Annotated in this window: 20 protein-coding genes; 9 read left to right on the top strand and 11 right to left on the bottom strand. The window is 52.7% G+C overall.

Annotated elements, in window-relative coordinates:
- The first annotated feature begins 3 nt into the window (after window positions 1-3).
- Entirely contained in the window at window positions 4-771 is a 768-nt protein-coding gene (gene pdeH, locus HV314_RS01135; RefSeq protein ID WP_016157708.1) for a cyclic-guanylate-specific phosphodiesterase, read from the top strand.
- A gap of 77 nt (window positions 772-848) precedes the next feature.
- On the top strand, window positions 849-2,909 hold the full coding sequence (locus HV314_RS01140; RefSeq protein ID WP_019078089.1) for an AsmA family protein: 2,061 nt from the start codon (window positions 849-851) through the stop codon (window positions 2,907-2,909).
- A 92-nt stretch (window positions 2,910-3,001) separates the two neighbouring features.
- Here the strand turns inward: HV314_RS01140 and HV314_RS01145 are convergent, their stop codons facing one another.
- From HV314_RS01145 to HV314_RS01155, 3 genes are all read right to left on the bottom strand, one after another.
- The gene (locus tag HV314_RS01145) at window positions 3,002-4,324 is read right to left on the bottom strand and encodes an MFS transporter (protein WP_003023312.1); all 1,323 of its coding nucleotides are present in this window, start codon (window positions 4,322-4,324) and stop codon (window positions 3,002-3,004) included.
- 294 nt (window positions 4,325-4,618) lie between these two features.
- Window positions 4,619-5,647 (bottom strand): inner membrane protein YhjD, encoded by a 1,029-nt coding sequence (gene yhjD / locus HV314_RS01150; protein WP_019078090.1) that lies wholly within the window; start codon window positions 5,645-5,647, stop codon window positions 4,619-4,621.
- Window positions 5,648-5,694: 47 nt separating this feature from the next.
- Window positions 5,695-6,594 carry a LysR family transcriptional regulator gene (locus HV314_RS01155; RefSeq protein WP_016157706.1) on the bottom strand — a complete coding sequence of 300 codons (900 nt, stop codon included), beginning with the start codon at window positions 6,592-6,594 and terminating at the stop codon, window positions 5,695-5,697.
- Between the two features lie 119 nt (window positions 6,595-6,713).
- On the opposite strand from HV314_RS01155, the gene HV314_RS01160 reads away from it, so the two are divergent.
- Together HV314_RS01160 and HV314_RS01165 are read left to right on the top strand one after the other, a co-directional pair.
- A complete protein-coding gene (locus HV314_RS01160; RefSeq protein ID WP_016157705.1) occupies window positions 6,714-7,472 on the top strand; it encodes an SDR family NAD(P)-dependent oxidoreductase in 759 nt (252 codons plus the stop codon).
- Window positions 7,473-8,008: 536 nt separating this feature from the next.
- Window positions 8,009-8,611 carry a helix-turn-helix transcriptional regulator gene (locus HV314_RS01165; protein WP_181547136.1) on the top strand — a complete coding sequence of 201 codons (603 nt, stop codon included), beginning with the start codon at window positions 8,009-8,011 and terminating at the stop codon, window positions 8,609-8,611.
- An 18-nt stretch (window positions 8,612-8,629) separates the two neighbouring features.
- On the opposite strand, the gene HV314_RS01170 is transcribed toward HV314_RS01165, so the two are convergent.
- A complete protein-coding gene (locus tag HV314_RS01170; RefSeq protein ID WP_181547138.1) occupies window positions 8,630-8,980 on the bottom strand; it encodes a glycoside hydrolase family protein in 351 nt (116 codons plus the stop codon).
- 71 nt (window positions 8,981-9,051) lie between these two features.
- Window positions 9,052-9,606: a GNAT family N-acetyltransferase gene (locus HV314_RS01175; protein ID WP_181547140.1), complete on the bottom strand. Its 555-nt coding sequence runs from the start codon at window positions 9,604-9,606 to the stop codon at window positions 9,052-9,054.
- Between the two features lie 167 nt (window positions 9,607-9,773).
- Here HV314_RS01175 and HV314_RS01180 point away from each other — a divergent pair, with 167 nt between their 5' ends.
- Window positions 9,774-11,363: an STY4199 family HEPN domain-containing protein gene (locus HV314_RS01180; protein WP_181547142.1), complete on the top strand. Its 1,590-nt coding sequence runs from the start codon at window positions 9,774-9,776 to the stop codon at window positions 11,361-11,363.
- A 27-nt stretch (window positions 11,364-11,390) separates the two neighbouring features.
- On the opposite strand, the gene HV314_RS01185 is transcribed toward HV314_RS01180, so the two are convergent.
- Entirely contained in the window at window positions 11,391-13,040 is a 1,650-nt protein-coding gene (locus HV314_RS01185; protein ID WP_181547144.1) for an alpha,alpha-trehalase, read from the bottom strand.
- Window positions 13,041-13,465: 425 nt separating this feature from the next.
- Between HV314_RS01185 and HV314_RS01190 the strand changes: the two genes are divergently transcribed.
- A complete protein-coding gene (locus tag HV314_RS01190; RefSeq protein WP_181547145.1) occupies window positions 13,466-14,860 on the top strand; it encodes a cytochrome-c peroxidase in 1,395 nt (464 codons plus the stop codon).
- A 41-nt stretch (window positions 14,861-14,901) separates the two neighbouring features.
- On the opposite strand, the gene gorA is transcribed toward HV314_RS01190, so the two are convergent.
- Both gorA and HV314_RS01200 read right to left on the bottom strand, forming a co-directional pair.
- Entirely contained in the window at window positions 14,902-16,254 is a 1,353-nt protein-coding gene (gorA, locus tag HV314_RS01195; protein ID WP_047358193.1) for a glutathione-disulfide reductase, read from the bottom strand.
- A 104-nt stretch (window positions 16,255-16,358) separates the two neighbouring features.
- On the bottom strand, window positions 16,359-17,201 hold the full coding sequence (locus HV314_RS01200; RefSeq protein WP_016154881.1) for a 23S rRNA (adenine(2030)-N(6))-methyltransferase RlmJ: 843 nt from the start codon (window positions 17,199-17,201) through the stop codon (window positions 16,359-16,361).
- Between the two features lie 214 nt (window positions 17,202-17,415).
- Here HV314_RS01200 and prlC point away from each other — a divergent pair, with 214 nt between their 5' ends.
- Both prlC and rsmJ read left to right on the top strand, forming a co-directional pair.
- Window positions 17,416-19,458, top strand: coding sequence for an oligopeptidase A (gene prlC, locus HV314_RS01205; RefSeq protein ID WP_181547147.1), 2,043 nt, complete (start codon window positions 17,416-17,418; stop codon window positions 19,456-19,458).
- Between the two features lie 8 nt (window positions 19,459-19,466).
- Window positions 19,467-20,216 carry a 16S rRNA (guanine(1516)-N(2))-methyltransferase RsmJ gene (gene rsmJ, locus HV314_RS01210; protein WP_047358192.1) on the top strand — a complete coding sequence of 250 codons (750 nt, stop codon included), beginning with the start codon at window positions 19,467-19,469 and terminating at the stop codon, window positions 20,214-20,216.
- Between the two features lie 44 nt (window positions 20,217-20,260).
- On the opposite strand, the gene HV314_RS01215 is transcribed toward rsmJ, so the two are convergent.
- Complete coding sequence (locus HV314_RS01215) at window positions 20,261-21,460, bottom strand: NAD(P)/FAD-dependent oxidoreductase (RefSeq protein WP_181547149.1); 1,200 nt, start codon at window positions 21,458-21,460, stop codon at window positions 20,261-20,263.
- 231 nt (window positions 21,461-21,691) lie between these two features.
- Between HV314_RS01215 and HV314_RS01220 the strand changes: the two genes are divergently transcribed.
- The gene (locus tag HV314_RS01220; protein WP_016154877.1) at window positions 21,692-22,195 is read left to right on the top strand and encodes an RrF2 family transcriptional regulator; all 504 of its coding nucleotides are present in this window, start codon (window positions 21,692-21,694) and stop codon (window positions 22,193-22,195) included.
- A gap of 199 nt (window positions 22,196-22,394) precedes the next feature.
- Here HV314_RS01220 and dtpB read toward each other — a convergent pair whose 3' ends face one another.
- Together dtpB and uspA are read right to left on the bottom strand one after the other, a co-directional pair.
- On the bottom strand, window positions 22,395-23,867 hold the full coding sequence (dtpB, locus tag HV314_RS01225) for a dipeptide/tripeptide permease DtpB (RefSeq protein WP_019078104.1): 1,473 nt from the start codon (window positions 23,865-23,867) through the stop codon (window positions 22,395-22,397).
- A 281-nt stretch (window positions 23,868-24,148) separates the two neighbouring features.
- Window positions 24,149-24,586 carry a universal stress protein UspA gene (gene uspA / locus HV314_RS01230; protein WP_003023368.1) on the bottom strand — a complete coding sequence of 146 codons (438 nt, stop codon included), beginning with the start codon at window positions 24,584-24,586 and terminating at the stop codon, window positions 24,149-24,151.
- Window positions 24,587-24,960: the final 374 nt, after the last annotated feature.

Consider the following 24,960-nt stretch of genomic DNA (forward strand, 5'->3'; position numbering starts at 1 on the left):
CAGATGATAAAGCAGGTTACCCAGCAGCTAATTACGCTCGATGCGAGTATTGAAAACTTGCAGGAGAGACGCTATTGGCTGCAGTGCGAGCGTGCTTACACCTACCAGCCGATTTATCAGACCAACGGACGGCTGATGGCCGTTGAGCTGCTGACCGTCGTGAGCCATCCTGAAAACCCCTCCCAACGTATCGCGCCGGACCGCTATTTCGCCGAAGTGGCCGTACGACATCGTGTAGATGTGGTGAAAGAGCAGCTTGTACAGCTTGAACAAAAAGGGGCGTTTTTCAAAGCCCACGATCTGCTGGCATCCGTGAATGTCGACGGGCCAACGCTGATTGCAATGCGCCAGGATCCCGAAATCCTGAAAATCATCGAATGTCTGCCGTGGCTGCGCTTTGAACTGGTGGAGCATATCCGCTTGCCGAAAGGTTCGTCGTTCGCCTCAATGTGCGAGTTTGGCCCGCTCTGGCTGGATGATTTTGGTACCGGAATGGCAAACTTCTCGGCTCTGAGCGAAGTGAGTTACGACTATATCAAAGTGGCGCGGGATCTGTTTGTCATGCTGCGCCAGACGCCGGAGGGCCGCAATCTCTTTACGCTGCTGTTACAACTGATGAACCGCTATTGCCGCGGTGTGATTGTCGAAGGCGTTGAAACGCTGGAAGAGTGGCGTGATGTGCAAAACTCGCCGGCTTTCGCTGCGCAAGGCTATTTTCTCTCTCGTCCAGTGCCTCTGGATACCCTTGAAGACGTAATTCTGTCGCTTTGATAAGGATGTAGAACGCCTCCTTTTCCTCTGCTGAACTATCTTTAGGACAGGCAAGGAAGAAAGTAAGGAGGTTAAACATGACGAGAACAGGCAAAATAACCACTTCAGTAATAGGGGTTTTCTTGTTGTTGATCGTCGTACTCATCATCGTGATTGCGACATTTGACTGGAACCGGCTCAAACCGACCATCAACCAGAAAGTCTCTACAGAACTCAACCGGCCCTTCGCCATACGGGGTGACCTGGGCGTGGTTTGGGAACGCCAAAAACAGGAAACTGGCTGGCGTAGCTGGGTTCCGTGGCCGCATGTTCATGCTGAGGATATCATCCTCGGCAACCCGCCGGACATTCCTGACGTAACCATGGTGCATCTCCCGCGCGTTGAAGCCACGCTCGCCCCACTGGCATTGCTGACAAAAACCGTCTGGCTCCCGTGGATCAAGCTGGTAAAACCCGATGCACGGCTTATCCGCCTGTCGGAGAAAAACAATAACTGGACCTTTAACCTGGCAGGGGATGAAAACCGCGATCCCAATGCGCCGCCATCAGCCTGGTCTTTCCGGCTGGATAACATTCTGTTCGACCAAGGGCGCATCGCCATTAACGATAAGGTGACGAAGTCAGAGATTGAGATCCTGGTCGATCCGCTGGGTAAGCCGTTGCCCTTTAGCGAAGTGACTGGCGCAAAAAGTAAAGAGAGCAACGCCCACATTGAGGACTACGTGTTTGGTCTGAAAGCGCAAGGCCGATATAACGGCGAACCGCTAAGCGGTAGCGGGAAAATAGGCGGAATGCTGGCGCTGCGCGGTGAAGGAACCCCTTTCCCGATTCAGGCTGATTTCCGTTCGGGTAATACGCGTGTGGCGTTTATGGGTACGATAAACGACCCGATGAATATGGGCGGAGCGGATCTGCGGCTTAAATTCTCGGGAGATTCGCTAGGGGATTTGTACGATTTGACCGGCGTGCTGCTCCCGGATACGCCGCCGTTTGAAACCGACGGACATCTGGTCGCGAAAATTGACCCGGAAAAATCCTCTGTTTTTGATTACCGCGATTTTAATGGCCGAATTGGCGATAGCGATATTCACGGAACACTGGCCTATACCACCGGCAAGCCGCGCCCAATGCTGAAAGGGGATGTTGAGTCACGCCAACTGAGGCTGGCTGATTTGGGGCCGCTGATCGGTGTGGATTCAGGCAAAGGGGCCGAGCGGGCCAAACAATCTGAACAGCGCAAAGGTGAGAAGAGCGTCCAGCCCGCGGACAAGGTCTTGCCGTATGACCGTTTTGAAACCGACAAATGGAACGTGATGGACGCTGACGTACGTTTCAAAGGACGGCGTATTGAGCACGGCAGTAGCCTGCCAATCAGCGATCTCTCCACCCATATCATCCTGAAAAATGCCGACCTGCGCCTGCAGCCGCTGAAATTTGGCCTCGCGGGAGGCAGCATTGTCTCCAGCATCCATCTGGAAGGGGATAAAAAGCCGATGCGGGGGCAGGCGGACATCCAGGCTCGCCGCCTGAAGTTAAAAGCGCTGATGCCGGATGTGGAGCTGATGCAGAAAACGCTCGGTGAAATGAACGGTGACGCCAGGTTTAGCGGGAGCGGAAACTCGGTAGCAGCGCTGCTTGGTAACAGCAATGGCAACCTGAAGCTGCTGATGAACGACGGTTTGATCAGCCGGAATCTGATGGAAATTGTTGGCTTGAATCTGGGCAACTATCTTGTTGGACAGATATTTGGTGATGACGAGGTGCGGGTGAATTGCGCGGCGGCGAATCTGGATATTGTTAACGGCGTAGCCCGCCCGCAGATTTTTGCCTTCGACACGGAAAACGCGGTCATTAATGTCACTGGTACGGCGAGTTTTGCGTCGGAGCAACTGGATTTAACCATCGATCCGGAGAGCAAAGGCATTCGTATTATTACCCTGCGTTCGCCGCTGTATGTTCGCGGCACCTTTAAGAATCCGCAGGCCGGCGTGAAGGCCGGGCCGCTGATTGCGCGCGGTGCGGTTGCTGCCGCGCTGGCAACGTTAGTGACGCCCGCGGCGGCCTTGCTGGCGCTGATTTCACCTTCTGAAGGGGACGCTAATCAATGCCGGACCATTTTGTCGCAAATGAAGAAGTGATTTTTGCCGTTGTCGGATGGTGCTAACGCGTCTCCGGCCTACATACATTTCATGCTCAACGTAGGCCGGAGACGGTGCTTACAACCAAAGAATCACAATGATTGATGGCGGGTTTCGTGGGTTAACAGCAGCGCAATCAGCGTTAACGCCGCCATTGATGCCAGATACGTACCGACCGCCGCCAGGCCGTAATTCGCCTGCAGCCATGCGGCAATGTAAGGGGCAACGGAAGCACCAAGAATCGATGAAACGTTGTACGAGAACGACGCCCCCGTGTAGCGCACTTCGGTCGGGAACAGCTCCGGCAGTAGCGCGCCCATCGGACCAAATGTCAAACCCATCAGGCTCAAACCAAGCAACAGGAAGGCGAACACCAGCACCGGATTGCCAGAGCCGAGCAGCGGTTTAAAGGCAAACAGCGCAAACAGAATAATAAGCGTGGTGATGATGAGCATGCTCTTGCGACGACCAAACGCATCGGCCAGCAGGCCCGCCACCGGCACCATGACGCCAAAGCCAATAACCGCCATCATCAGCATCCACAACACTTCATTACGCGGCAGGCCAAGCCCTACAGGCGCCGCGGCGGTGCTGAACGTCATGGAATAGACGGTCATGATATAGAACAGCGTATAGGTCGCCAGCATAATGAACGTGCCGAGGATCGTCACGCGGACATGTTTTGTCAGCAGGGTACCCAGCGGGATTTTCACCTGTTTTTTCGCCGCAGCCACTTTGGCAAAGACCGGGGATTCATGCAGCGAAACGCGAACGTACAGACCGATAATCACCAGCACCGCAGAGAAGATGAACGGTACGCGCCAGCCCCAGCTCATAAACTGCTCGTCGGTCAGCAGCCAGGAGAGCAGCAGGAAAGTGCCGTTGGCGAAGAAGAAGCCGATAGGTGCGCCCAACTGCGGGAATGATCCGTACAGCGCGCGTTTACGCGGCGGTGCGTTTTCCGTCGCCAGTAACGCCGCGCCGCCCCATTCACCGCCCAGTCCTAAACCCTGACCAAAACGCGCCAGCGCCAGCAGCAGCGGGGCGAAAATACCGATAGTTTCATAGCCCGGCAGCAGGCCAATGACAACCGTCGAGATCCCCATGGTGAGCAGTGAGGCAACCAGCGTGACTTTACGCCCTACGCGATCGCCAAAATGCCCGAACACAGCAGAACCGATAGGCCGTGCCACAAAGGCGATAGCAAAGGTGGCAAGGGACTGCAGCGTTGCCGCGGTCGGATCCCCCTGCGGGAAGAAGATATGGGGGAACACGATCACCGCGGCGGTGGCATAGATATAGAAGTCGAAGAACTCAATGGCAGTGCCAATGAGTGAGGCGACGACAACTTTATTGCGCGAGTTGACCGGGGTGTGTTCCTGTTCGTTGTCGAGCGTTGTGGCTGTTGCTTGCATAATATTTTCTTATTTTTGGTCGAACGAAAGGTCATATTACGCACAGCAAAAGAGACATTTCAATCTGTAACAAACCTTGCGATCGGTCAAAAATAGAGCAAAAAGGGGATAATTTTTAGGCTGGAGATTTCACTTCCATGAAATGCTTCACATAATTTAAAACTTGGATGATAAAACTGGTTTTTGGTTAAACAAAAGTTACGGGCTGGATTTTAATTCTGATAATGCGCAGGATTTCGACGTAAGCATTGGGTTGGCCGGATAAGCGCAGCGTTATCCGGCAGTTAACAAAGATTAGCGGTGGGTTTTCCCCGGCATACGCGGGTCGTCTTTGTATTCTGCTGTGGCAATCCAGGCAGCGCAAAACAGAGTCAGACGGGCGAAGAAGTAGAAGAACGCCATCAAGCCAAGTACGGAACCAAACGCCGCGCCTGACGGCGATTGCACCAGTGATGGCAGCGTGTACGTCATGATCATTTTGATGACTTCAAACCCCAGTGCCGCGATAAACGTGCCGCGAATGAGCGCTTTTTTGCGCGGTCGGTGACGCGGTAGCCGCCAGAAAATCCAGAAGAACAGCAAGTAGTTGGCGAAAATAGAGATGGTCAGGCCGATCAGCCGCCAGGCGGGCTTCAGCCATTCGATGCCGTCGAGATACAGCGCAGAGATAATCATCTGCTGGGCGGAACCGGCGATGGAGGTAATGGACAGCGTAACAATCAGCGCAATCAGTAAGCCAATCAATGAGACAAAATCACGCAGATATTTGACCCAAATTTTTTCCTGATCCTGTGGGGTCCGCTCCCAGACATCCCGCGACTGGGCACGAATAGCTTCGCGCAAGTTTCCCATCCAGTTAATTCCGGAATAGAGCGCGATGGCAAGACCCACCAGACCGACGGTGGTTCGTTGCTGAACGGCGGTATTGATGGTGTTTTTCAGCGTGGAGGCGAGCGTCGGATCGCTGACGTTGAGCAGGATTTTGCTGAAGATATCCTGCAACAGCGTAGGGTGCGAAGCGAGAATAAAACCCGCGGCGGCAAACGACACCATCAGGATAGGGATCATCGACAGAAACGAGAAGTAGGTAATGGCGGCGCCAAACTGATTTCCCATACGATCGTTAAATCTCTCCGCGGCGCGAATCAGATGGGCAATCATGGGCTGGCGTTGAATTTTATCGGCGAAGGTCAGGGCGGTTTTCAGCGCCTGGTTGGTCTTACCGTTGGTTTCTGTATTTTTACGCTCCAGGGGCTCAATTTTTGGGATTGGTGCGTGCTCAAGTTCCTGAATGGGGCGTTTAATCTCTTTTTCCTGCGTCATCAGGGCAGTAATCCTTGTTCTGTTCATTCTCAGGACAGTATAGCTTGTCAGTCCACATAGTCTTTCATCACGCCGGTCAGCCATTCCATAAACAGATGTACGCGGCGGGAGAGGTTACGGCGATGCGGATAGAGCAATGAAACCGGTAATGGTTCGGCGCGATATTGCGGTAATACTTCAATCAGCGTACCGGCGCGCAGGGCATCACGCACGCCCACGCGCGGTACCTGAATAATGCCCAGACCGGCAAGACATGCCGCATGATACGTTTCGGTACTGTTCACCGTCAGCATGCCGCCGGTTTTAACCCATTTAGCACCGTTGTCTGTCGCTACTTCAAAGCCTTGCGCACGTGTTCCCAAATTGACTGAATAGTGCACCACCGCATGCGAGGCTAAATCCTCCAGGCTTTCCGGATAACCAAATCGGGCGAGGTATTGCGGGCTGGCGCAGTTAATCTGCGTGAGTTTTCCCAGCGGGCGCGCAATCAGCCCTGAATCTTTCAGCGTCCCCACGCGTACCACACAGTCGAAGCCTTCGCGGATCAAGTCTACCAGGCGGTCGCTGCTGCTAAGTTCGAGCTCAAGCCCCGGATACTGATGCAAGAAGGCCGGTAAGCGGGGCATCACCAGATTTCTCGCCACACCAACCGGCATATCGACGCGCAGCTTGCCGCTGATGCTGGCCGGGTCGTGATGGAATAGCCCATCCAGTTCATCGAGATTGCTCAACAAATCTTTCGCTCGTTCGTAATAGATCATGCCGTCTTGCGTGAGCTGAACGCGGCGGGTTGTGCGGTGCAACAACTGTGTGCCCAGATGATTTTCCAGGGCCTGGATTTGACGCGATACGCTACCTTTAGGAAGTCCGAGGGTGTCTGCCGCGCGCGAAAAGCTCTCCAGTTCTGCGACGCGGATGAACAACTGCATTGCGTGAATTTTATCCATTCTCATGCCCTATTGTTGTTCTAAATGAAACAGTAATGCGCAGTAAGCGGTATTTATTGTTTTTCTACCACCTAATAAGCTTTGTCTCAATCTTCACAACACCTGAAATGAGGTTTCTTATGACGCAACGTATCGCATTGGTGACCGGCGGCGGCCGTGGACTCGGTAAAAACGCGGCGCTAAAGCTGGCGAGTAAAGGCATTGGTGTCATCCTGACGTGGAACAGCAATGAAAAAGAAGCGCAGCAGGTTGTAGATGAAATTCGCCAATCTGGCGGTAAAGCTGCAGCATTACCGTTGAACGTCGGAAATATTTCCACTTTCCCTCAGTTTGTCAAACAGGTGCAGGAAACCCTACAAACGCACTGGCAAAGCGACACCTTTGATTATTTATTGAACAATGCCGGAGTTGGCATTAACGCACCGTATCCGGCGTTCACTGAAGCGCAATTTGACCAGCTTTTGGACATCCATTTTAAAGGACCTTTTTTCCTGACACAGAACTTGCTGGCGTTGATCAACAACGGCGGACGCATTCTTAATGTCTCGACCGGATTGTCGCGCTTTGCGCTACCGGGTTACAGCGCTTACGCTGCCATGAAAGGGGCGATGGAGGTGTTAACCCGTTATCAGGCGAAAGAGCTGGGAGAGCGCGGCATTACGGCGAATATTATTGCGCCTGGGGCAATCGAGACGGATTTTAGCGGCGGAAACGTACGGGATAATGCGCAATTGAATGCCTACATTGCATCGCAGACGGCGCTGGGGCGTGTTGGGTTACCGGACGATATTGGCGACGCCATTGCTGCGTTGCTCAGCGATGAGCTGGCCTGGATGACGGCACAGCGTATCGAAGTCTCTGGCGGGATGTTCCTGTAATCGACCGCCTCTTACTTAGCCTTTTGAGCAATCGAAAACCGGCGCGCCATCAGAAGTCAAAATATAACTGGTGGCGTTAGCCGGTATTATTTGGAATCTGATACCGCGGAAAGAGATCGGGGATAAACGTTCTGAAGAGTTCATTCTTCTTCGGGAGTGTATTTGTTGTATCAGAAACCATGATCACCTCCCCATTCTCATGCCCGAATGATCATTTAATGCGATATTTTGTTTTGTAACATATTTGTCTGTTATCGTGAGTTCCTTATTTTTAGCTAAGAATATAAACTCCGGATTATTAATATTAGTAATCCAGGGTTGAACATCAAATATTAAGGATTTTCTGAACATTTGACCCCGATTTTGATCCTTTGTGTGATTCTTTGGTTTCAGCTGTAACTATTTATAACGTCTGCTTCTTTCTTCTCCGTCTATCGGTAAAATGGCCTCCGCCAAATGGTGACTTCATATTTTGCCCCTCGGATAATACCCTTCCGCGTGTTAAGGCTAATATCTTATTCAGACGGAGATAAATAATGCAGTTAATAATGTTTGACAGGCAGTCAATATTTATTCATGGAATGAATGTAATTTTGCAAGAGCGTATTCCAGGAGTGAATGTTCAGAGTGTCAGTCAGGCAGATGATCTTTGGCGGACGCTGGAAGACAATCCTGATGCACTGGTTATGCTGGATGGAGATTTTGACGCTGAGTTCTGCCGTAGCTTGCTGCAACAGATAGCAGAGCGCTTTGCGAAGGTAAAAGTGCTGGTAACCGCAACGGACTGCCGTAAAAAATGGCTACAGGAAGTCACGCAATTAAACGTGCTGGCCATTATTCCGCGCGATTCTGATGCGGAAACCTTCACGCTGGCACTCAATAGCGTCGCGATAGGTATGATGTTTATCCCCAGAGATTGCATCACAGCGACCGAATGTGGCGGGCAAAATATCAGATTGCTCAGCGCGCGTCAGCGGGAGATTCTGACGATGCTGGCCGCCGGAGAATCTAATAAACAAATTGGTCGATTATTAAATATCAGCACTGGAACGGTAAAAGCCCATCTTGAATCGCTGTATCAGCGCCTGGAGGTAAAAAACCGTACGCAGGCGGCAATGATGCTAAACGACACCCTATAATGGGAAAATATTTCACAGTCAGACTGTTTCTGGCTGTGAAATAGCCCACGGCCAAAATTCAGCACTGCAAAACCGGCTAATCCCCACGCTGAGCATCCATGCAATTAACGCTTCCTGTTGAAACCGATCTTGTATTTGCGGCATTTCCTTATGGATGAATGCCTCGCAGATATTTATATCCGCGAGCAGCAATGTTTCGGCCTGCATCAGCATAATTGGGGCATCAAAGGATTCATCTGCGGTGATTTCGTGCCCGTAGCCAATGACCCAGATCCCCTTTTTGTCCTGATACTTTTCCAGCGACAGGCCCTGCCATTGCTTAATAAATGCGATACAGGCGGGCGTGAACTGCGTCGAATGCAGCGGCATAATAATCTCTGTACAAAGAGACCTATTTTAGGAAACACACCCCGTTACGCCAGCTGCCATCCAGCCATTTTTTACAGCAAAACGCCTGATGGCGCGGGCGGCTGATATTCCTGTTTTAACAGGCCTAAAATCCAGTCATCATGCCAGGTTTGATGTAGCCAGTAGCTTTCTCGCAGCGTGCCTTCGAGAATGAATCCGACCTTTTCCAGTAGACGCCGTGAGGCATCGTTTCCTGCGGTGACGCAGGCCGTCAGTCGGCGTAGTCCTCCGGCGGTAAACGCATAATCGCAAACGGCATGCAGGGACTCAGCGCCATAACCTTTGCCCTGCGCCTCGGGAGTGAGCAGAAAGCCGACCTCGGCACATTCATTTTTATCCTGAATATATCCGGTTACCCCAAGCGGTACGCCCGATGCCTTATCGCACAGGATCAGACACAGCCAGTGTGGACTGCCGGGAGACCATTCAGGCAAGCGGGAGTCAAAGACTGTCCGTATCTCCTCTTCGGTACGCGAGTCAGAGACAAAGCGCATCACATCTGCGTTCTGCTGTAACGTTAAGAAAAACGCCCAGTCGTCATGTGTGAGTGGGCGGCAGATCAAACGCGAGGTTTTCAGTACAGGCACAGGCTTATCTCCAGAATAATTTTCAATGATTGTGTGGAAGTCACTGTAAAACATATTTATTTGCTATATGAATGTGTTTTAGTCTATGGCGGCACAGCGCTGCATTTAAAAAAGATAACTACACACCATTGTGAGGCCGCACTTTTTGGGTCCTTTTAGGGAAGATAATGACCAATAGCGCGTTACAGGCGACATGTACACCATTCGAACATTGTTTGGGGATAATCCGGCAGGCCTCGGTAGAAATTTTACTGATGCTTGGCGTGCGCGTCGCAGAAGGTAAAGATCCACGCTGGTTTCTCGAGCAGCTTGACCAGGCGCGATTGAATCTGGGAGGTTGGGGCGTTGTCGCCAGGCGGTTGCAGATGAATGACGCGCAATTGAGTCAGTTCACGTTGCGGCTACGCCATCTTCAGCAGAGCGTGCCGCAATATGAAAATGGCCAGGACGTCAGTGAAAACCAGCTGATTTCTGCGCTGCGCTTTGTCGCTTCTCTGGAACAGTTGCGCCAGCAACAGCCCCTCCTGAAGTATCCAACCGAGATTGAACGTGCAGAGCCGGATGCGCAGATGCGGGCGCAGCGTCAGCTTCGCGCAATAGAATTAACCCTCAAATCCCTGATTGCGCGGGTATGGCCGGATCAACATCCGCTCAACAGCTTCCTGAAACAGCACTTTGGCGGTGAACGTCTGCGTCGCTGGTTAAAGCTGGGGGAAAGTCGGGATGCGCTGGACGGCATGATGTTTAGTGAACTGGCGCTGATGGTTGTCGATAAGAAGTTATTCGTTCGGCATTTTAGCGAGATTTTTAACGATACCTCGGTGCTCATGTCGTTTGTTGAGCCACGTATCACGCTGAGGATGTTCCTGGATGACTGCCGCCTGGCCCGTAACTGCGTTATCGCGCAGCAACCGCTAACCTCAGTACAACTGCTGTTGCTGGATTGCCAGTACCGACAGATTACTCACCCTGTGCAGCGGGCATTTGAAGAACGGCGTACGCGCATTAATCCTGCGTCGTATATGGAGTCCGATGAGGCGACGGTTCGCCAGTTTTGGGAAAACGCAAAGCAAAAAGACGAGCAGGCAGGGGGCGATAAACAGGAAATCGCAGACAGTATCGATCCGCCGGAGAAACGGGCCAGGCGCACGGCGGAAGAACGTGAACAGCTGATTTCCGGCATGTTGTGGGTAGCGGTCGGCGTGATGGTGCTGGTGATTTCGCTGGGCGCGTTCTGGTTATTCACTTCGCCAGCGCCACAAGCGTCTTCCGGGCAATCCGTTGAAATCGTGCAGGAGGAGCCACGGCGTGATGCCCCTGGTGCGCGGGAGTCGGTGACCCGAATGGGCATCACCTGGGATGCCTTTAACATGCGCGCGGCTATCGAGCGCAACGACACCCGTGTGACGTCACTTTTCCTGCAGGGCGGGATGGACTGGAAGCTGGCGTGGACGGAGCAGGCATTCTCGGCAGGCAATACCGAGGTGTTGAGGCTGCTGCTGCGTTACCCTTCGCAGATGAGTGAGAGTAAGCCATGTCGGCAGTTTATGACCACGGTCAGCCATGCGATGGCGAATGGGGCGTCACTCACATCGCTGCATAAAAGCTATCTGCAAAGTTTTTGCTCGGTGCCGGCGGTTGTCGCGCGTCAGCAGTATGACCTTGAACAGGCCGAGCTACGCGTTCGCGCGCAGCCAAGCCCAGAGAACAAGAAATGGCAGAAAATTCACGCCGAACTGTACGATGCGATTAACTGACGGTCTGATAATTCAGACTGTCAGCTGCTAGGGTTCGCCATACAGACCGATGAGTCGGCGCACCACGCCATTGGTCCAGCCAAAGCCGTCCTGCAACGGATATTCCCCGCCGCCGCCTTCGCGCGGCGCGGCGTCGGCGATGTGGTATTTTTCGATAAGCTTGTGGTGTTCCTGATAAAAGAGATTCACCGTTTTCAACCAGTTACGGGCGATTTCATCCCCGAGATGGTCGTCGCCGTAAAGTTTGAAACCTTGGATCGCCATCCACTGCAGCGGCGCCCAGCCGTTGGGTTTATCCCATTGCTCACCCGTTTCATGCTCCGTGGCTAAAATCCCTCCGGGGGTTAGCAGGCGACTGCGGACCGCATTGGCAAGTCGGTCGGCTTGTTCATGTGTTGCCATGCCGACATACAGCGGCACAATACTGGCGGCAGAGAACAGGGCCATTTGTTCGCGCCGCCAGTCGTAATCGCGATAGCAGCCGTTTTTATCGTCCCAAAGATAGCGATTCACCGCATCGCGGCGGTCATTGGCTTTCTGGCGAAACTGCGCTTCAGTGTCTTTGTCGCCTTTCAGTGCGGAAATATTGGCGATAGTGCTCTCCAGCTTGTAGAGGAACGCGTTCAGGTCAATAGGGATGAACTGAGTGGTGCGTATGCTGGCAAGACGGCCTGCATCGCGTAGCCAGCGCGAGGAGTAATCCCAGCCGGAGGCCGCGCCCGCGCGCAAATCCCGATACACTTCATTGGGTGGGCGACCCGAATGCTTGGCGGTTTCGACGTCTTCAAGCCACGACTCATCGCGCGGCGTATCACGATCGTCCCAATAGCGGTTGAGCAGGGAGCCGTCCGACATTCTGATCACGTGACGGTAGGCCTGGTTGAGTACCAGGGAATCTGCGCCATCCATCCAGAACGCGTACTCCATTTTTAGATGATCAAGGTAACGACGCGCGCCGCGTACGCCATCCTCTTCAAACAGTTCGACCATCAGCGCAAAGACCGGCGGCTGCGAGCGACTCAGGTAGTAAGTACGGTTACCGTTCGGGATGTGACCATAGTTTTCAATCATCCAAGCAAAGTTATCCGCCATACATTTCAGCAGATCTTCGCGACCGCTCTCCGCCAGACCCAGCATGGTGAAGTAGGAATCCCAGTAGTAGGTTTCACTAAAACGCCCGCCGGGCACAATATATGACTGCGGTAACGCCAGCAGCGAGGACCAGGGAATGTGGTCCTGTGGTTCGCGCGTCAGCACCGGCCACAGTTGATCGATATGCTCTTTCAGCGAATTTTCCGGGTCAGAAACATATTCACTGGAGGGCGTTTCCGGGAGCCAGAAGTGGTTCTCGACGAAGCGTCGCAGATCAAAGTCGCGGTGGCGTTTAACCTTGCGATAGCGGATCAAAATATCCAGCGGATCCATTTTCGGCGCACAGTCGGGGAAGGTTTTGCTATCGGCAAACAGTTTCGACGACTGAACGTGTTCGAACAGCTCGAGGTAACGATCGGCGGGAGTTAACGCATCTGAGGCGGGTAACCCTTCAATCATCTCTGGTTCAGGCTCCGCCTCAATCATTTCATCCAGCTTTAACTCGCACGGATCCATTTCATAAAGCAGATCGATGTCGATCGTCATTTCTTCAGAAGGGGCGTGGGGTAGTTTCTGGTTGAGCATAATGCGAAAGACCTCCGATGGACGTTGAAAGATTAAGGCTATTGCCCGCTCGTCAATTAAGCGTAGACATTCGCTTCGGTATCTGGTGAGTAAAGCGTGCGGTCGATCACATTTTAGTGCTGCGCAATATCCAAAAAATAAATCTATCCCAATGAAAATAATGCAGAATTCCGAATTCTGCACAACCTGAGGATATTCCATTTTCAGAACATTCGATTGCAACGAGGTGTGAACACAACTTGGTAACGTTTAACTCTATAATAGGCACAGGCTATTCTATCGATAGTTCTCCTCCATGTAATTGCTTGATACTTATCAAAATAGTAATCCCCTCATTTCCTATGATGGTCAGGTCTGACAAAGACTGTCTATTAATTATTCTAATTTTCTGGGTCACAATAACTCACAACGGTGAGGGTAAAATAATGAAAATCATTACCCGTCTTACCGTGATTGCCATAGCTGGCGTCGCGATTTGTTATTTTGGATTATCCGGTTATGTGTGGTATCACGATAATCAACGGAGTAAACAGGCTGATGTTCAGGCCTCTACGCTGGAAGAAAATAATAAAGTACTAGGGTTCTTACGTGAAAAAGGATGCGATTATTGTCACACTCCTTCGGCTGAATTACCTTTCTATTCTTCTTTTCCCGTCGCTAAGCAGTTGATGAATTACGATATTCAACTGGGATACAAATCATTCAATCTGGAGGCCGTTCGTGCGGCGCTGGTCGCGGATAAACCCGTTTCGCAAAGCGATCTGAATAAAATTGAGTGGGTGATGCAGTACGAGACCATGCCGCCGACGCGTTATACCGCATTGCACTGGGCTGGCAAGGTAAGCGATACGGAGCGAGCAGAGATCCAGGGCTGGATTGCGAAACAGCGTGAGCAGTACTACGCCAGTAACGATACTGCCACGCAGCATCGTAATGAACCTGTACAGCCGATACCGGAAAGCATCCCGACCGATGCCCGCAAAGTAGCGCTTGGTTTTACGCTTTACCATGACCCGCGTATTTCCGGCGATAGCACGATTTCTTGCGCGCACTGTCACGCCCTGAATGCGGGCGGCGTGGATGGCCGGAAAACGTCAATCGGTGTAGGCGGCGCGGTTGGCCCTATCAATGCGCCAACGGTATTTAACTCGGTCTTTAACGTTGAGCAATTCTGGGATGGCCGTGCGCCAACACTGCAGGCGCAGGCCGGTGGCCCACCGTTGAACCCTATCGAAATGGCGTCTAAATCCTGGGATGAAATTATCCAGAAACTGGATAAGGATCCGCAACTTAAGCAAGAGTTCATTGCCGTTTATCCGCAGGGATTCAGTGGGGATAATATTACCGATGCGATTGCTGAGTTTGAGAAAACGCTGATTACGCCAAATTCGCCGTTTGATAAATGGCTGCGTGGTGATGAAGCGGCCTTAACCGCTCAGCAAAAACATGGCTATCAGTTGTTTAAAGATAATAAGTGCGCGACCTGTCATGGCGGTATTATTTTAGGCGGACGTTCATTTGAACCATTGGGTCTGAAAAAGGACTTTAATTTCGGCGAGGTCACTGCTGCAGATATTGGCCGCATGAACGTCACCAATGAATTACGTGACAAGCTGCGTCAGAAAGTCCCTGGATTGCGTAACGTTGCGCTGACTGCGCCTTATTTCCATCGCGGTGATGTGCCTACGCTCGACGGTGCGGTAAAACTGATGCTGCGTTATCAGGTGGGTAAAGAACTACCGCAGGAAGATATCGACGATATCGTGGCATTCCTCGAAAGCCTTAATGGGGTATATACACCGTATATGCAGGGTAAATAAGAGAAAACCGGATGGCAAAGTGCCATCCGGTTTTTTATTGATTAACGCATGGTCACGAACTCTTCAGATGCCGTTGGGTGAATGGCAACGGTGTTATCAAAGTCTTTCTTGGTTGCACCCATTTTCAGAGCGACCGCGAAGCCTTGCAGCATTTCATCCATCCCAAAACCAATGCCGTGAATACCGACAATCTTCTCTTCCGGACCGACGCAAACCAGCTTCATGCGGCACGGCTGACGGTGGGTGGTGACAGCGGTATACATCGCGGTAAACGATGATTTATACACTTTCACCTGATCATCGCCGTGCTGTTCGCGAGCCTGCTGCTCGGTCAGGCCCACGGTACCAATAGGCGGATGGCTGAAGACCACGGTCGGGATGTTGCTGTAGTCCAGATGTTCGTCCGGCTTATTGTTAAACAGACGCTCGGAAAGACGACGGCCCGCGGCAACGGCAACCGGCGTCAGCTCAACGGCCCCGGTGTTATCGCCGACGGCATAAATACCCGGCACGCTGGTGTTCTGGAATTTATCAACGACGATGTAGCCTTTTTCGTTGGTTTTCACGCCAGTAACCGCCAGGTTGAAGTTGTCGGTGGCAGGTTCACGACCGATCGCCCAAATCAGGCAATCTACCGTTTCGCTACGACCATCTTCCAGTTGCAGGGTCAGGCTACCATCAGCGTTTTTAACGACCGCTTTTGGTATCGCGTGAGTATGCAGAGCCGGGCCTTCGGCGTTCATCACCTCAACGAGCGTGTCGACGATCATCGGGTCGAAGCTGCGCAGCGGCGCGTGTTTACGCACGAACAGATGCGTTTCTGCGCCCAGACCGTTAATTACGCCCGCCAGTTCAACGGCGATGTAGCCTGCGCCAACAACGGCCACGCGTTTTGGCAGCGCGGGCAGCTCAAAGAAACCGTCGGAGTCGATACCGTATTCCACACCCGGAATGCTCGGATGGCTCGGGCGACCACCGGTAGCAATCAAAATATGATCGGCAGTAATGGTTTCACCGTTCACTTCAATGGTTTTGGCATCCACAAAGCGGGCAAAGCCTTTAATCACATCGACATTATTTTTGCCCAGCACGTTGTCGTACGAGGTATGAATGCGATCAATATAAGCGGTACGCGTGGCGATCAGTTTATCCCAATCGAACTTATTGATGGTGGTGTCGAAACCGTAATCCGGCCCGTACATGTGGATTGCTTCGCGGACCTGTGCGGCATGCCACATCACTTTTTTCGGTACGCAGCCAACGTTAACGCAGGTGCCGCCTAGCTCTTTGGCTTCAATCAGCGCGCATTTCTGGCCGTACATTGCTGCACGGTTAATGGAGGCAATACCGCCGCTGCCGCCGCCAATAGCGATGTAATCATAGTGCTTGGTCATGACCGCTCCTTCATGTTCATTGTAGGGCGGAGAAGCGTTACGCCATCCGCCAAAATATTCGCGATTGTATACCTGAAATTAAAAGGTTCCACCGATGACTGCGATTACTCCGGCACGATCCAGCTTACCGACGTATGACCGGTTCCTGCCGGAACCAGTTTGCTGTGCAACCACGGCAGGACACTGTTCATCTGCTGCTCCAGCTTCCACGGCGGGTTTATTACAATCATACCGGACGCCGTCATGCCGCGCTGATCGCTGTCCGGGCGCACCGCCAGCTCAATCTGCAGAATTTTGCGGATACCGGTGTCTTCCAGGTCGTGGATCATGCGTTTGATTTGCTGGCGCAGAACTACCGGATACCACAGCGCATAGGTGCCGGTTGCGAAACGCTTATAGCCTTCGTTAATACCGGTCACCACCGCCTGATAGTCGCTTTTGATTTCGTAGGGGGGATCGATAAGGATCAGCCCGCGACGGGAAACCGGCGGTAATTTTGCTTTTAGCTGCTGATAACCATCGGCTTTGGCCACGCGTGCGCGCTCATCTTTCTGGAATTCGCCGCGCAGCAAAGGAAAGTCGCTCGGGTGCAGTTCCGTTAATTGCAGGCTGTCCTGTTCTCGCAGCAGCTGGCGAGCAATTAACGGAGAGCCGGGGTAGTAGCGCAGTTGGCCGCTACGGTTGAAGTGCTTCACCACGCCAATGTAGGGTTCCAGTTCGGCAGGCAAATCGTCCTGCTGCCAGATACGGGCGATCCCTTCCAGATATTCACCGGTACGTTCGGCATGCTCACTGCTCAGCTGATAACGGCCTGCGCCAGCATGGGTATCCAAATAGAGAAACGGTTTTTCTTTCTCTTTAAGCGATTCGATGATCAGGCTCTGGACGGTGTGTTTAAGGACGTCGGCGTGGTTGCCAGCGTGATAACTGTGGCGATAACTCAGCATGGGTAAACGTGTTCCAGGTTATAAACGTAGGCCCGAAAACAGCGCAATATCGGGCGAAAATAAAGCGTATCGCCACAGTATACAGAAAAGTCGTCACTGCCGCGAAAGCGCAACGCCTGGCATTGAAATCCTCTACACTTAACCCCATTGTACAAATTAATATGCACAGCGCCGGATACGCGCTTCATTCACTCTTTTCAACAGGACCGCGCTAATGACCAATCCATTGCTGACCCCCTTCGAACTGCCGCCGTTTTCTAAAATTCAGCCTGAGCACGTCGTGCCTGCCGTGACTAAGGCGCTGAACGATTGCCGCGAAAACGTTGAGCGAGTGGTTGCGCAGGGCGCGCCGTACACCTGGGAAAATCTTTGCCAGCCGTTGGCGGAAGTTGACGATGTGCTGGGGCGTATTTTCTCTCCGGTTAGCCACCTGAACTCGGTGAAAAACAGCCCGGAATTGCGCGAAGCCTACGAACAAACGCTGCCGCTGCTGTCTGAATACAGCACCTGGGTTGGACAACATGAAGGTCTGTACAAAGCGTACCGCGACCTGCGTGACGGCGATCATTACGCCACCCTGAACACCGCACAGAAAAAAGCGGTCGATAACGCGCTGCGCGATTTCGAGCTTTCTGGTATTGGTCTGCCGAAGGAAAAACAGCTGCGCTATGGTGAGATTGCCACCCGCCTGTCTGAGCTGGGCAATCTCTACAGCAATAACGTCCTCGATGCCACGATGGGCTGGACTAAGCTGGTGACTGATGAAGCGGAACTCTCCGGCATGCCGGAAAGCGCGCTGGCGGCTGCAAAAGCCCAGGCTGATGCTAAACAGCAGGAAGGCTACCTGTTAACGCTGGATATCCCAAGCTACCTGCCGGTGATGACCTACTGTGATAACCAGGGGCTGCGTGAGGAGATGTATCGCGCTTACTCCACTCGCGCGTCTGACCAGGGGCCAAACGCTGGTAAATGGGACAACAGCCCGATAATGGAAGAGATCCTCGCGCTGCGCCACGAGCTGGCACAGCTGCTGGGCTTTGAAAGCTACGCTTTTAAATCTCTGTCCACCAAAATGGCGGAAAACCCGCAGCAGGTACTCGACTTCCTTACCGACCTGGCGAAACGTGCCCGTCCTCAGGGTGAGAAAGAGCTGGCTCAACTGCGCGCCTTCGCGAAAGCAGAATTTGGTGTCGATAAACTGCAGCCGTGGGATATCGCTTACTACAGCGAGAAACAAAAACAGCACCTCTATAGCATCAGCGACGAGCAGCTGCGTCCATACTTCCCGGAAAACAAAGCCGTTAACGGCCTGTTTGAAGTGGTTAAACGTATTTACGGCATTACCGCTAAAGAGCGCACCGATGTTGACGTCTGGCACCCGGAAGTACGTTTCTTCGAACTGTATGACGAAAACAACGAACTGCGCGGCAGTTTCTATCTTGACCTGTATGCCCGTGAACATAAACGTGGCGGGGCGTGGATGGACGACTGCGTCGGCCAGATGCGTAAAGCCGACGGTACGCTGCAAAAGCCTGTTGCCTACCTGACCTGTAACTTTAACCGCCCGGTGAACGGCAAACCCGCGCTGTTTACCCACGATGAAGTGATCACCCTGTTCCACGAGTTCGGCCACGGTCTGCACCATATGCTGACCCGTATCGAAACCGCCGGTGTTTCAGGTATCAACGGCGTGCCGTGGGATGCGGTCGAACTGCCGAGCCAGTTTATGGAAAACTGGTGCTGGGAGCCCGAAGCGCTGGCATTTATCTCTGGTCACTTTGAGACCGGTGAGCCGCTGCCCAAGGAGTTGCTGGATAAAATGCTGGCGGCGAAAAATTACCAGGCGGCGCTGTTTATTCTGCGTCAACTGGAGTTTGGCCTGTTTGATTTCCGTCTGCATGCGGAGTTTAACCCACAGCAAGGGGCGAAAATCCTCGAAACGCTGGCGGAAATTAAAAAGCAGGTCGCCGTGGTGCCGGGCCCAACGTGGGGCCGCTTCCCGCATGCCTTCAGCCACATTTTTGCTGGTGGCTATGCGGCGGGTTACTACAGCTACCTGTGGGCCGACGTGCTGGCGGCGGATGCATTCTCTCGCTTTGAAGATGAAGGGATTTTCAACCGTCAAACCGGACAATCGTTCCTCGATAACATTCTCACCCGTGGTGGTTCTGAAGAGCCGATGGAACTGTTCAAGCGCTTCCGTGGCCGTGAGCCGCAACTGGATGCAATGCTGGAGCATTACGGGATTAAAGGCTGATTATTCACGTGAAAATCTGCTTAGTAGATGAAACAGGCGCCGGAGACGGCGCCTTATCTGTTCTTGCCGCCCGCTGGAATCTTACGCACGATGAAGATAACCTGATGGCGCTGGTGATGACACCGGAACATCTGGAACTGCGCAAACGTGATGAGCCCAAACTCGGCGGTATCTTCGTGGATTTCGTTGGCGGTGCGATGGCCCATCGGCGCAAATTTGGCGGTGGTCGCGGCGAAGCGGTGGCGAAGGCGGTTGGCATTAAAGGCGATTACCTGCCGGATGTGGTTGATGCGACTGCAGGGCTGGGGCGCGATGCGTTTGTGCTGGCCTCAGTAGGCTGCCGCGTGCGAATGCTGGAACGTAACCCGGTCGTGGCGGCGCTGTTGGATGATGGCCTGGCGCGAGGGTATGCTGACCCGGAAATCGGTCCGTGGCTGCAGGAACGTTTACAACTGATCCACGCCTCAAGCCTGACGGCGTTAACCGATATCACCCCGCGTCCGCAGGTGGTGTACCTCGACCCGATGTTCCCGCATAAGCAGAAAAGTGCGCTGGTGAAAAAAGAGATGCGGGTGTTTCAGTCGTTGGTGGGGCCGGACCTGGATGCGGATGGGCTGCTGGAGCCTGCGCGTCAGCTAGCTACTAAACGTGTGGTAGTGAAGCGCCCGGATTACGCACCGCCGCTGGCGGATGTCGCCACGCCGAACGCGGTAGTCACGAAAGGGCATCGGTTTGATATTTACGCGGGGACCGCGTAGTTTGTAGGCCGGATAAGGCGTTAGCCGCTATCCGGCATTACTGCTTAAACAAATGGTGCGTATGGGTCAGCCATCTCAAATGCGACGGCTCTTTCCGCTTTCGGCGGATAAATCAGTTCACTGACAATCGATACTTTCAGTTTCTTCGCTTCTGCGCGAGTGAGTTTGACCTGCTGATCCCATCCTTCGGTATACACCGCGCCCCACGCGCCGAGATCCAGACAGGTGACGTACATCTCCTGACGGTACGGTGAAGGTTCTACACCCAGCAGGCTTGCAGCGGCGTTATTACCGGCAAATTTACCCAACAAAATAGCGTGCTGGCAGGTCATTAACGCATGGTTGCCTTTGTCATCGGTGGCGGCGTAGGCCACATCGCCAGTGGCGTAGATATTATCATGACCCACGACCTGAAGATTGGCATTCACATGCAGGCGGCCCTGTCGATCGCGCGGGGCGTTAATCTGTGCTGTCAGGCTATTGGCCTGCACGCCGACGGTCCAGATAACTGTTTGAGAGGCAATAACCTGCCCATCTTTCAGCGTTACGCCGCCAGCATCCACGCTTTCTACTTCTGCATTTACCAACCATTCGATGCCCAGTTCAGTGGAGGCTTCGATTATTACGTCGCGTAATTCCTGGCTCCAGCGCCCGGCAGGCTGAGCACCGCGTTCAACTACGACCACTCTGGTCTTAGCATCGGCACCCAGAATCTCACGCAGACGACCAGGCAATTCCAGTGCCATCTCAATCCCGGTAAAGCCGCCGCCACAGACCACCACCGTATTGCGAGCCTCACTTTCCGGCTGTAATGCCAGGTCTGTTATGTGCTGCTCCAGTGCGGCGGCGCTCTCGAGCTGGTCGAGGTCAAACGCATGCTCGGCTGCACCGACAACGGCGTCGCGGTTAACGTGACTCCCGCTGGCGAGTACCAAGCGGTCGTAGCGGCGCAGATGAATTTCTCCGTTGGCATCTTTCCAGCTCACCTCTTTAGAGTCCTGGTTGATCTGCTCGACGTGACCTTGCAGGAAGTTGACGCCGGTAACGTCAAACAAGGGTTGCAGCGGGGCGACCAGGGTTTGTACGGCGCGTTCATAAAAGCGTGGGCGGACACGCAGCTCTGGCTGTGGTGCAATTACTGTAATATCAATGGCCTGCTGATGTTTATCCGCCAGTCGTGCGGCGCTTAATGCTGCCCACATACCGGCAAAGCCGGCGCCCACGATCAGAATTCGTTTACGCATTGGGGGTTCTCTCTGGTGACTACGAATAATTTACTCGGATTTTATTTGTCGGAGTTAGGAATTGCAATGCGATCAGGATCCTTTTTGTCCTGATGTCGTAGGGTTTTTGATTATCTATTTGATAAATATAAGATTAAAGTTTTTATATAAATATGGGTTGTGCTGCTGTCTGGAATGAATGAGACGAAAAAGCTACAATTAACTCAGATTCATTTTGGCTGAGATAAGAGAATGGCATTTTACAGTTCCGGGGTTGAGTACGGCATTCATAGCCTGATGTGTATGGTCGACAGCAAGGGCGACGCGCGGGATATGAGCGTGCGGGAAATTGCCGAGCTGCAAAGCGTGCCGTATGACTACCTGGCGAAAATTTTCACCCGTTTGTCGAAAGCGGGCCTGGTGCGCAGCATTGAGGGAAAGGGCGGCGGTTTCCAGTTGGCTAAACCTGCTGAACACATTACGGTGCTGGACGTGGTGAATGCCATTGATGGCGATAAGCGCATCTTTGAGTGTCGTGAGATTCGCCAACGGCTGGCGGTATTTGAGGAGCATCCGCCGGAGTGGGCCTGTGAAGGCATTTGTGGTGTGCGCTCGGTAATGGATATGGCTCAGCAGCGAATGGAAGAAGCGCTCGGTCAGCATACGATTCTGGATTTGGCGCGCAAAATGTACCGCAAAGCGCCGGACACTTTTGTGGTCGAAGTTCAGGAGTGGATTAACGCTCGCAAAGGGTAGCGATTGAAAATGCCCGGTGCTCATCCTCGGTTAGAAGCGTTTTCCACTGGCGTGATAAAACTGAAGTCTTAATCAACGCAATATCGTTCATGGTCATGTCCATGCATGATGACCTGTTTGTATAAACTACGCTCTTACAATGCAGGACTTAAAAGGCAAAAAAACCGCGATGTGACTCGCGGTTAATGTTAAAAAAAGCTTATTTACTGCTATCTGGCGTATTAATCATTCGGTTCAGCCAGGGCACCATAATCGCCATCACCACCGTGACAGCCAGGGTGACCAGGCCTATCTTGCTGAAGACGTTGGTGTAGATAGGCAGCGTTTGCAGCGGGTCGGTGATGTTCTCCGGTACGGCAGTAAACGTGGCGACATACCCGCCCATCAGGAAGGCGGCGGCTTGCGTCAGGAACCACATCCCGAGAATAAAGCCCATCAGGTGCTGCGGCACGAGAGCGGCGACCATCGCCAGTCCCAGGGCACTAATCAGCAGTTCACCCAGGCTCTGGAACAGATATACCAGCACGATAAACCACGGCGACGTCAGCCCCTGCGCATCCGCAAACCACATCCCGGCAGCGGCTGCCGTCAGGAAGCCCAACGAGCACAGGAACATACCGAGCGTAAATTTCATCGGCATAGTCAGGTCTTTGCCTTTGTTTCCCAGACGGGTATAGATCGCGGCCAGTACCGGACTTGCCAGCACCACCCAGAACGGGTTCAGCGCCTGGAAGCTCACTGGGTTAATGGCGAAACCGAGAATTTCATGGTGCACGTTATTGATAGCAAAGAAGTTCAGCGATGTCGGCATCTGCGCGTACAGCACGTAGAACACAACTGCTTCCAGCATCAGGATGAAGGCCACGAACATCTTGTTGCGCCCGGTTTTATCCAGTTTGAATGCCTGACGGAAGAAGATGATAGTCACGGCAATCGACAGGACGATCAGCACCAGGTTGGCAATCTGCACGTTGTGCATCAGCCAGGCGCAGATAAATACCATCACTACCGTACCGGCCAGCACGTACAGCAGATTACGGAAATTCAGCGGTTTATGGTCTGGCTCAGAACCGATATTTTTTACCATCCCACGGCAGGCAAAGTAGACCAGCAGCGCGACGATAAGCCCGGCCCCGCACAGGTTGTAGGTCACCGCGTAGCCAAACTTATCGGCAATCACCGGCGCCAGCGACAGCGACAGCAACGAACCGATGTTAATCGACATATAAAACAGGGTGAAAGCACCGTCCAGACGGGCGTCTTTTGGTGGATAGCATTTTGACAACAGGCTTGCCGGGTTGGCTTTAAACAGCCCATTACCGACGGCAATGGTACCCAAAGCAATAAAGATCAGATCGGGCTTGAGCAGCGACATCCCGGTCATGAAGTAGCCGATTGCCAGCACAATGGCACCGAGAACCAGCGTGCGCTTAGTGCCTAACAGGTGGTCGCCGACGTAGCCGCCGATCGAGATCAGGCCGTAGACCAGCGCAGCAAAGGCACCAAAGGTGACAAATGCCTGTTCCTGTGAAAATCCTAGCTGCTTAACAAAGAATACCGCCAGGATGCCCTGAACGCCGTAATAGCCAAATCGTTCCCATAATTCTACAAAGAAGATCATGAAGAACGGACGAGGTTGCTGCAGCAAGCCCGTAGGTGCAGTTTTATTCATATTCCATCGCCTTTCAAAGCCATCCCGAAAAGTATGAACGCGTATGCTTAAACGCGCCGAAAAAGTCTTATTTTGTTATAGACTGCGGCTATTGGCCGCGAGAGTAGAGTATTATAGAGATGGTTTTCGATCCAATTAGTTGATCACACTAATTATGATTTGTTTGTTGGATTGATGTACTAATTGTGTCCGAATGATAAAAACAAAAACGCCCGCACAGGCGGGCGTTTACAGGCTTAACTACTTGCAGCAGGCCGGGCTATTTCCCGGCGGCAAGCATTTTATGCTTCTTCGTCGTCACGCAGCGGAACAATCAACATGTCGACGTGGACGGTGTTGATCAGTTGGCGCGCGGAGGACATCAGTTTGCTCCAGAAATCCTGGTGGTGACCACAAACGACCAGGTCCATGTCGTATTTTTTGATGGCATCAACCAGAACCTGACCCAGGTCGCCGCTACCGCTCAGGGTTTCGGTGATAGGGTAGCCTGCGTTGGTGGACAGCTCGGTTAACGCGTGGTGGGTTTCTTCAGAAATGCGTTTCTGCATGTCGCCCAGATTCACGTCGATAAGGCCGGTGTACAGGTCGGAATAGTTTACGTCAACGTGGATAAGGGAAACTTTAGCATTGTAAGGCCGCGCCATAGAGACCGCTTTTTCAACCAGAACTTTGCTTTCCGGAGAAAGATCAACCGCGATAAGAATGTGTTTATAAGCCATAGTGTTACTCCTTCCATAAGTTGTCGATGACTAGCCTGCTGGCGTTTCTCTGCCGCCGCGTCATCCGCGTCCTGCGAACCTTGTGCGCGGGGCTAGCCCAGTCGTAAAAACGTACCATATAAGGACTATCCTTACATTATAGCGACCAGAATAATCCGTCAATCCGCCTTGCTTGCCAAGCAGTTAAACAAATTTTTTAGTTAATTGCATTGATAGCGATTAACCTTCTGGCAAAAAAATTAACTAATCTCCTACACTATCTAGAGGGGCGTTCGAATGCGTGATACTAATACGAACGGTTTCTTCAGTACTCTTCACTGAATGGTTTGGCAGGGTATCGGGGAGCGGTAGTCCCGGAAAGGAGTTCCGTGGGC

The organism is Citrobacter sp. RHBSTW-00887, assembly GCF_013728095.1.
Classification (GTDB): Bacteria; Pseudomonadota; Gammaproteobacteria; order Enterobacterales; family Enterobacteriaceae; genus Citrobacter; species Citrobacter braakii.

Excerpts from the sequence above, each read along its gene's own strand:
- pdeH (WP_016157708.1), top strand. The coding sequence starts at position 4 with ATGATAAAGCAGGTTACCCAGCAGCTAATTACGCTCGATGCGAGTATT.
- HV314_RS01140 (WP_019078089.1), top strand. The coding sequence starts at position 849 with ATGACGAGAACAGGCAAAATAACCACTTCAGTAATAGGGGTTTTCTTG.
- HV314_RS01145 (WP_003023312.1), bottom strand. The coding sequence starts at position 4,324 with ATGCAAGCAACAGCCACAACGCTCGACAACGAACAGGAACACACCCCG.
- yhjD (WP_019078090.1), bottom strand. The coding sequence starts at position 5,647 with ATGACGCAGGAAAAAGAGATTAAACGCCCCATTCAGGAACTTGAGCAC.
- HV314_RS01155 (WP_016157706.1), bottom strand. The coding sequence starts at position 6,594 with ATGGATAAAATTCACGCAATGCAGTTGTTCATCCGCGTCGCAGAACTG.
- HV314_RS01160 (WP_016157705.1), top strand. The coding sequence starts at position 6,714 with ATGACGCAACGTATCGCATTGGTGACCGGCGGCGGCCGTGGACTCGGT.
- HV314_RS01165 (WP_181547136.1), top strand. The coding sequence starts at position 8,009 with ATGCAGTTAATAATGTTTGACAGGCAGTCAATATTTATTCATGGAATG.
- HV314_RS01170 (WP_181547138.1), bottom strand. The coding sequence starts at position 8,980 with ATGCCGCTGCATTCGACGCAGTTCACGCCCGCCTGTATCGCATTTATT.
- HV314_RS01180 (WP_181547142.1), top strand. The coding sequence starts at position 9,774 with ATGACCAATAGCGCGTTACAGGCGACATGTACACCATTCGAACATTGT.
- HV314_RS01185 (WP_181547144.1), bottom strand. The coding sequence starts at position 13,040 with ATGCTCAACCAGAAACTACCCCACGCCCCTTCTGAAGAAATGACGATC.
- HV314_RS01190 (WP_181547145.1), top strand. The coding sequence starts at position 13,466 with ATGAAAATCATTACCCGTCTTACCGTGATTGCCATAGCTGGCGTCGCG.
- gorA (WP_047358193.1), bottom strand. The coding sequence starts at position 16,254 with ATGACCAAGCACTATGATTACATCGCTATTGGCGGCGGCAGCGGCGGT.
- HV314_RS01200 (WP_016154881.1), bottom strand. The coding sequence starts at position 17,201 with ATGCTGAGTTATCGCCACAGTTATCACGCTGGCAACCACGCCGACGTC.
- prlC (WP_181547147.1), top strand. The coding sequence starts at position 17,416 with ATGACCAATCCATTGCTGACCCCCTTCGAACTGCCGCCGTTTTCTAAA.
- HV314_RS01215 (WP_181547149.1), bottom strand. The coding sequence starts at position 21,460 with ATGCGTAAACGAATTCTGATCGTGGGCGCCGGCTTTGCCGGTATGTGG.
- HV314_RS01220 (WP_016154877.1), top strand. The coding sequence starts at position 21,692 with ATGGCATTTTACAGTTCCGGGGTTGAGTACGGCATTCATAGCCTGATG.
- dtpB (WP_019078104.1), bottom strand. The coding sequence starts at position 23,867 with ATGAATAAAACTGCACCTACGGGCTTGCTGCAGCAACCTCGTCCGTTC.
- uspA (WP_003023368.1), bottom strand. The coding sequence starts at position 24,586 with ATGGCTTATAAACACATTCTTATCGCGGTTGATCTTTCTCCGGAAAGC.